This window comes from Dactylosporangium sp. NPDC051087 (genome assembly GCF_055586325.1).
On sequence record NZ_JBVJIJ010000038.1, the window covers coordinates 86,971 to 93,648 of the forward strand.

Annotated in this window: 4 protein-coding genes (1 of these 4 only partly in view); 2 read left to right on the plus strand and 2 right to left on the minus strand. The window is 73.6% G+C overall.

What is annotated here, in order from left to right:
- Nucleotides 1–4,482 carry the 5' portion of a salicylate synthase gene (locus ACZ6TV_RS47700; protein ID WP_465306967.1) on the minus strand. Its footprint begins 315 nt before the window's first position, so the window shows 4,482 of its 4,797 coding nt (coding positions 1–4,482); the start codon lies at nt 4,480–4,482; the stop codon falls past the left edge of the window.
- A gap of 83 nt (nt 4,483–4,565) precedes the next feature.
- Complete coding sequence (locus ACZ6TV_RS47705) at nt 4,566–4,784, minus strand: MbtH family protein (protein ID WP_465306969.1); 219 nt, start codon at nt 4,782–4,784, stop codon at nt 4,566–4,568.
- Nucleotides 4,785–5,406: 622 nt separating this feature from the next.
- Between ACZ6TV_RS47705 and ACZ6TV_RS47710 the strand changes: the two genes are divergently transcribed.
- Together ACZ6TV_RS47710 and ACZ6TV_RS47715 are read left to right on the plus strand one after the other, a co-directional pair.
- Nucleotides 5,407–6,354, plus strand: coding sequence for a methionyl-tRNA formyltransferase (locus tag ACZ6TV_RS47710; protein ID WP_465306971.1), 948 nt, complete (start codon nt 5,407–5,409; stop codon nt 6,352–6,354).
- A gap of 97 nt (nt 6,355–6,451) precedes the next feature.
- Nucleotides 6,452–6,678 (plus strand): SidA/IucD/PvdA family monooxygenase (locus ACZ6TV_RS47715; RefSeq protein ID WP_465306973.1); only part of this gene is annotated, 227 nt, incomplete at its 3' end.

Here is a 6,678-nt window from a genome sequence, read left to right on the forward strand (position 1 = left end):
GACCCGTTCGAGGTCGGTGGCCGGGTCGACGGTGGTGTCGCCGGTACGGGTCTCGGACACGGCCGCCTCGACGAGCGCGCGCACGGCGGCCCGGTCGATCTTGCCGTTGGCGGTCAGCGGCAGCGCCCCGACGGCCACGATCCGCTCCGGGACCATGTGCGCCGGCAGCACGTCACCGAGCCGGCGGCGGACGTGTGCCGCCTCGGCGGACCCGCCGTCGAGGACCGCGGCGGCCGCCAGGACGCCGGGGACGCCGGGTCTCGCACCGGCGACGACGGTGCTGGCGGCGAGGACCGCGGGGTCGGCGGCGAGCGCGGCGTCGACCTCGCCGAGCTCGATCCGGAAGCCGCGGATCTTCACCTGGTGGTCGCGGCGGCCGAGGAACTCGATGGTGCCGTCGGTGAGGTAGCGGGCCAGGTCGCCGGTGCGGTACCAGCGCAGCCCGGCGTGCTGCACGAAGCGGTCGGCGGTGCGGTCCGGGTCGCCGCGGTAGCCGCGGGCCACGCCGTCGCCGCCGATCCACAGCTCGCCCGGCACGAAGTCGGGGCAGTCGCGGCCGAGGGCGTCGACGACCCGGCAGCGCACGTTGCGCAGCGGGGTGCCGTACGGCACCGATCGCCAGTCGTCCGGGACGGGCCCGGTGACCTCGCAGACCGTCGAGTGGATCGCGGTCTCGGTGGTGCCGCCGAGCGCGACGAACCGGCACGCGGGCGCGGCGGCCGCGAGCCGGGCGGGCAGGTCCACGCCGACCCAGTCGCCGCCGAGCAGCACCAGCCGCAGCGTCCCGCCGACGTCGGCGCCGCCGGCGAGGAGCATGTCGAGCAGCGCCGGGACGCAGTTGAGCACGGTGACGCCGTGCTCGGCGACGAGCCCGCCCCAGGCGTCCACGTCGCGGCGGTCCTCGGCGACGGTGACGACGGCCCCGCCGACGGTCAGCGGCGCGAACAGGTCGAACACCGAAAGGTCGAAGTCGAGGGCGGACACGGCCAGCGTGCGGTCGGCGGGGCCGATCCCGAACCGGTCGATGAGGTCCTCGATGGTGTTCATCGCCGCGCGGTGCGGCACCTCGACGCCCTTGGGTTCGCCGGTCGACCCGGACGTGAACAGGATGTAGGCCAGGTCCTCCTCGTCGACCCTAACCGGCTCGTCGAGCGGTTCCGCGGTCTCGGCCTCGGCGAGCGTCAGGACCGCGGCGCCGGGCCGCCGCTCGGCGCTGTCGGCGACGACGAGCCGGTAACCGGCGAGCGCGGCGATCCGTTCGGCGCGGGCGGCCGGCTGCTCGATGCCGACCGGCACGTAGACGCCACCGGCGGCGAGGACGCCGAGGACCGCGACGACCTGGCCGGCGCCTTTCGGCAGGGACACGCCGACCGGGTCGCCGGGCCGCACACCGCGGGCGGTCAAGGCGGCGGCGACCCGCAGGGCCCGTTCGCGCAGTTCGCCGTGGGTGACGTGCTCCCGGCCGAGGATCGCGGACGCGTCGGGGGTGCGGCCGGCGAAGAACCCGTCGTGCAGCAGCCCGTGCCCGCGCGGCCCGGCGGTGGCGTTGGCGTCCGTGCGGCGTTGCGCGGCGGCCGGCGGCAGCAGCTGCGGCACGGGCAGCCGCCAGGTGTCCGGGTCGGTGGCGAGCCGCTGGACGAGTGCCGCGAACGCGGCGAACATCGCGTCGACGACGCCGTCGGCGAAGTGCTCGTCGCGGGTGTCCCAGTTGACCAGCAGTCCGCCGCCGACCTCGGTGACCTGCGCGTCGAGCAGCACCTGCGGGCCCTGGGAGATGATCCAGACCGGGTCGCCGAAGTGGGCGGTGACGGTGTCGTCGAACAGCTCGCCGAGGTTGATGGCGCTGGTGAACACGACCGGGGCGAGGACCTGTTCGCCGCGGGCGCGGGTGAGGTCGCGCAGCACCTCGACGCCGGTGTGCTCGGCGTGGGCGGCGTCGGCGTGCATGCGGCCCTGGATCTGCCGGGCGCGGCTCAGGAAGTCCGCCGGCCGGCTGAGGTCGACCTCGAGCAGGACGGAGCTGGTGAAGTCGCCGACGATGTCGCCGACCTCGGGATGCAGCGGCTCGCGGCCGAACAGCGGCACGTTGAGCAGGAAGCGGGGTTCGGCGCTCCAGCCGCCGATCGTCTCGGCGAACGCGGTGGCCACGGCCATCGCGACGGTGATGCCGTGTGCGCGGGCCGCGTCGGCCAGGGCCTGCCGTTCGGTGCGGGGCAGCATGACCGCGCGGCGGGCGGTCCGGGTCGAGGTGGCCGCGCCGGGCCGGGTGACCAGTGGCAGCACAGGTGCGCCGGGCAGGGTCGGCAGCCGGTCGCGCCACCAGTCGGCGGCCGCGTGGGCGGCGGCGGACCGGGCGGGCGGCGCGGCCTCGCGGTACCGGCGGTAGGTGTAGCCGGGTGCGGGACGGTCCTCGTCGGGCCGGGCGTAGGCACGGGCCAGGTCGGCGAGCATGATCCGGTAGCTGACGGCGTCGGCGGCGACCATGTCCACGTCGAGGTGCAGCCGGGTCCGGCCGCCGGGCAGCAGGCTCAGCGCGGTCGAGAACACCTCGCCGCCCTCGATGTCGAGCATCTGGTGGGAGTTCGCGTCGCGGATCGCGTCGAGGCGGGCGGCGCGTTCGTCGTCGGTGAGGTCGCGCAGGTCGTGGACGGTCAGGCCGCGCCAGCCGGAGGTACCGGCGATGCGCTGCCGGCCGTTGTCGGTGATGACGACCCGCAGCATCTCGTGCCGGTCGATGAGCCGTTCGACGGCGCGGCGCAGGTCGTCGGGGCGGACGTCGGCGCCGTCGAACTCCGTGTACAGGTGGGCCGCGACACCGCCGAGCCGTTGCCCGCCGCCGCGGCCGACCCAGTACGCGTGCTGCAGGACCGCGAGGGGGAACGTGTCGTCGTCGGCGGCGGAGGATGCGGCGGCGGGTTCGACGCGTTCGGCGGGCGCGACCGGGCGGCGGTCGTCGAGGAGCTTGGCCCAGCCGTCGAGGGTCGGATGCTCGGCCAGCTCGGCGAAGTTGACCTCGATGCCCTCCTGCCGCCAGTCCCGCACGAGCCGCATGAGGGCGATCGACTCCAGCCCCAGCTCGAACAGGTTGGTGTCGGCGGCGATGTCCCCCGGCTCCTCCTCGGTCAGCTCCGCGGCGACCAGCCGCAGCCGCTCGAGCGTCCCGGAGTCCTTCACCGGCCGGGATTCCGGCGCGGGTTCCGGCGCGGCGGGCACGAGGAAGCGCGACATGCTCTGGAACTTCTCCCGGGTCTCCTCCAGTTCCCGTTCCGGCGTGGACATCGCGGAGATGCCGGCGCCGGCGCGCAGCCACGTCCGGCCGTCCTGGACGAACAGCGTCCGCAGTACCAGGGCGGCGTCCATCGCACCGGTGGAGTCGACCACCATGACGGCGCCGCTGTAGAGACCGCGGCGCCCGTCGTGCCGGGCGATCGCGTCGAGCGACTCGGCCTTCGGGATGCCGGAGGCGGTGACGGCGGGGAACAGCGCGGCGAGGGCGTGCCAGCCGTTGCGGTCGCCGGTGAGCCGGCCGCGGACGCGGGAGGCGAGGTGCTGGACGCTGCCGCGTTCCTTGATGTCCATGAGGCCCTCGACGACGACGGACCCGGGCCGGCACACGCCGCGCAGCTCCTCCTGGGCCAGCTGCACGGAGATGACGTGCTCGACGATCTCCTTCGGGTCGTGCCGCAGTTCGGTGCGGCGGGCCTGGTCCTGCGCCGGATCGCCGGAGAGCCGCCGGGTGCCGGCGAGGGGCTGGGTGCAGACGCCGCCGTCGGCGGTGACCTCGACGACGGTCTCGGGGCTGAACCCGACGGCGCTCAGCCCGTCCAGTTCGAGCAGGTAGGACCTGGCGGGGCTGTTGCCGCGACGGCCGGCGACGTACGTGGCGGGCAGGTCGACCGTGCCCGGCACCGGCACGACCCGGGACAGGATCACCTTCTGCAGGCCGCTCGCGCGGATCTCGGCGACGGCGGCGGCGACGGTCGCCCGGTAGCGGTCGGCGTCGATGTCGGTGACGTCGAGCTCGGCCTGCGGCGCGGCCCAGACCTGCGTGCCGGCGGCGGTGAGCGCGTCCTCGGCGGGCCCGGGTTCACCGGTCAGCGGCAGCACGCCGCCGTCCGCGTCGATCTCCACCTCGTACCGTGGGACGAACAGCTGCAGCAGGGTCTGCTCCCCGGCGTCGGCGGGCCGGCCGTGCAGCAGGAACGACAGCTCGAACGCGGCCCAGCCGTACGCGCGCCAGGTCTTCTGCGGCAGTCCGGCGAGGATCTCCGCGACCTGTTGCAGGGGCTCGGCGCCGAGGGGCACGACGCGTTCGCCGTCCGCGGTGGTGAGCCGGATCTCGTGACGGTTCATCCGCAGCTCGGCGGCGGGCGCGGTGGCGAACCGCCACCGGCCGGCCTGCTCGTAGATCAGGTACGGCGTCGTCGCCGCGCGGGCCAGCGCACCGACTACGGCCAGGGCATCGGGCTCGGTGGTGGTCATCTGGGGGACGCTCCTCGCTGGTTCGGGGCATGGGCACGCGACATCGGGCAACCTCTTCGGCGCGGCGGCGGGCGTCGGGACGCTCAGTCGCCGCGTTCCATCAGGGCGATCAGGCTCTTGGGCCGCATGTCGGTCCAGTTCGCCTCGATGTGCGCCAGGCATGCCTCGCGCGTGTCCGGGCCGTGCGTCGTCGTCCAGCCGTCGGGTACGGCGGCGAAGAGCGGCCACAGGGAGTGCTGTCCCTCGTCGTTGACCAGGACGAGGAAGGTGCCGGTCTCGTCGTCGAACGGGTTCGTGGCCATGGTGGTGCGCCTCCAGTGCAGGCAGAGGGATTCGGGTGGGGACGCGACGGCGCGCCCTGTCGTCGTGGCGACGGTGCGAGGGGGTGCGGGGCTTCCACTCCTGCGGCGCAAGGCGGCGGTCCGGGTCCGCGGATCGCCGCCGGACCTGGTGCGTCGATGCCGGGCGCCTGACCGCGCCGACGAACTCGACAGACCGCGCGCCGTCCAGCCACGGGACGCCGCAGAACACTTAGGTCACCCTAAGCTTGCTGCGGAGGTTACGGAGCTTCCGCGGCGGATGTCAATGCGTCCGAATCCACACCTGCCGCACGCAGGCTCGAACCGTTCCCGCGCCGCGCAGGTCACCTGCGGCGATGCCGGGAATGACCCGCCGGAGCGAGCAGCGGGGAACGTGAATGAGCGGACCCGAGCTCTTGCGTCGCTCGCGCAACTTAGGGTAGGCATAGCTTGCTTCTACAACGTGTCGCTGAACGCCGCGCCCTGACCAGATGCCCGCCCGACGGCATCAGCGGCCGACCGCCGCACCCGACCGGAGAGGATCGGCACCGCCCGCACCATCGCCACCCGCGTTGCCGTGCGCGGGACCTGCCCTCCGCGTCTCACACTTACCTGGGGAGTCTCCATGCGTGTCGTCATGTTCGGATACCAGACCTGGGGGCACCGCACCCTCCAGGCGCTGCTCGACTCCGAGCACGAGGTAGCGCTCGTCGTCACCCACCCGGCCAGCGACCATCCGTACGAGCGGATCTGGAGCGACTCGGTCGCCGACCTCGCCACCGAACACGGCGTCGAGGTCCTGATCCGGGACCGGCCCGACGACCCCGAGCTGCTGGAACGACTGCACCAGGCGGATCCGGACGTCATCGTCGCCACGAACTGGCGGACCTGGATCCCGCCGAAGATCTTCGAGCTGCCCCGGTTCGGCACCCTGAACGTGCACGACTCGCTGCTGCCGTCGTACGGCGGGTTCGCCCCGCTGCTCTGGGCCCTCATCAACGGCGAGGCGGAGGTGGGCGTCACCGCGCACATGATGGATGCCGATCTCGACGCCGGGGACATCGTGCTGCAGCGGGCGGTCCCGATCGGTCCGCGCGACACCACCACCGACCTGTTCCACAAGACGCTCGAGCTGTTCGGCCCGATCACCGTCGACGGTCTCGCCCTGATCGCGTCGGGACGCACCGACTGGACGCCGCAGGACCGCTCCAAGGCCAGCTTCTTCCACAAGCGCGCCGAGGACGACAGCCGCATCGACTGGACCTGGCCGGCCGAGGACCTGGACCGGCTCGTCCGCGCCCAGTCCGACCCGTACCCGAACGCGTTCACCTACCACCGCGGCGAACGGATCCGGATCGTGGCCGCCTCGGTCTCCAAGCGTCTGTACGGCGGCACCCCGGGCCGGATCTTCATCCGCGAGGACGACGCCGTCGTCATCGTGGCCGGCGCCGACGCCCGCCGCGGCGGCAACCACGGTCTCGCCGTCGAGCGGGTCCGCCTGGACGACGGCACCGAACTCGCCGCCACCGACTACTTCCGCACCATGGGCGGCTATCTCACGCACACCCGGTAGAACTCGGACCCGGGTCCGCCGAACACCCTGACACGACTCGGACCCGGGTCCTCGGACCCGGGCCTGCCGAACACCCCGACACGATGAGAGGACAGCGATGCCGCAGACGCTCCGGGACGGCACGGCACCGGTCCACGACCTGGTCGGCGTCGGGTTCGGTCCGTCGAACCTGGCGCTCGCGATCGCCGTCCACGAGCACAACGCCGCCGGTGGGCCACCCGTCCACGCGGTGTTCCTGGAGCGGCAGGCCGCCTTCGGCTGGCACCGCGGCATGCTCATCGAGGACGCGACGATGCAGGTGTCGTTCCTCAAGGACCTCGTCAC

Excerpts from the sequence above, each read along its gene's own strand:
- ACZ6TV_RS47710 (WP_465306971.1), top strand. The coding sequence starts at position 5,407 with ATGCGTGTCGTCATGTTCGGATACCAGACCTGGGGGCACCGCACCCTC.
- ACZ6TV_RS47705 (WP_465306969.1), bottom strand. The coding sequence starts at position 4,784 with ATGGCCACGAACCCGTTCGACGACGAGACCGGCACCTTCCTCGTCCTG.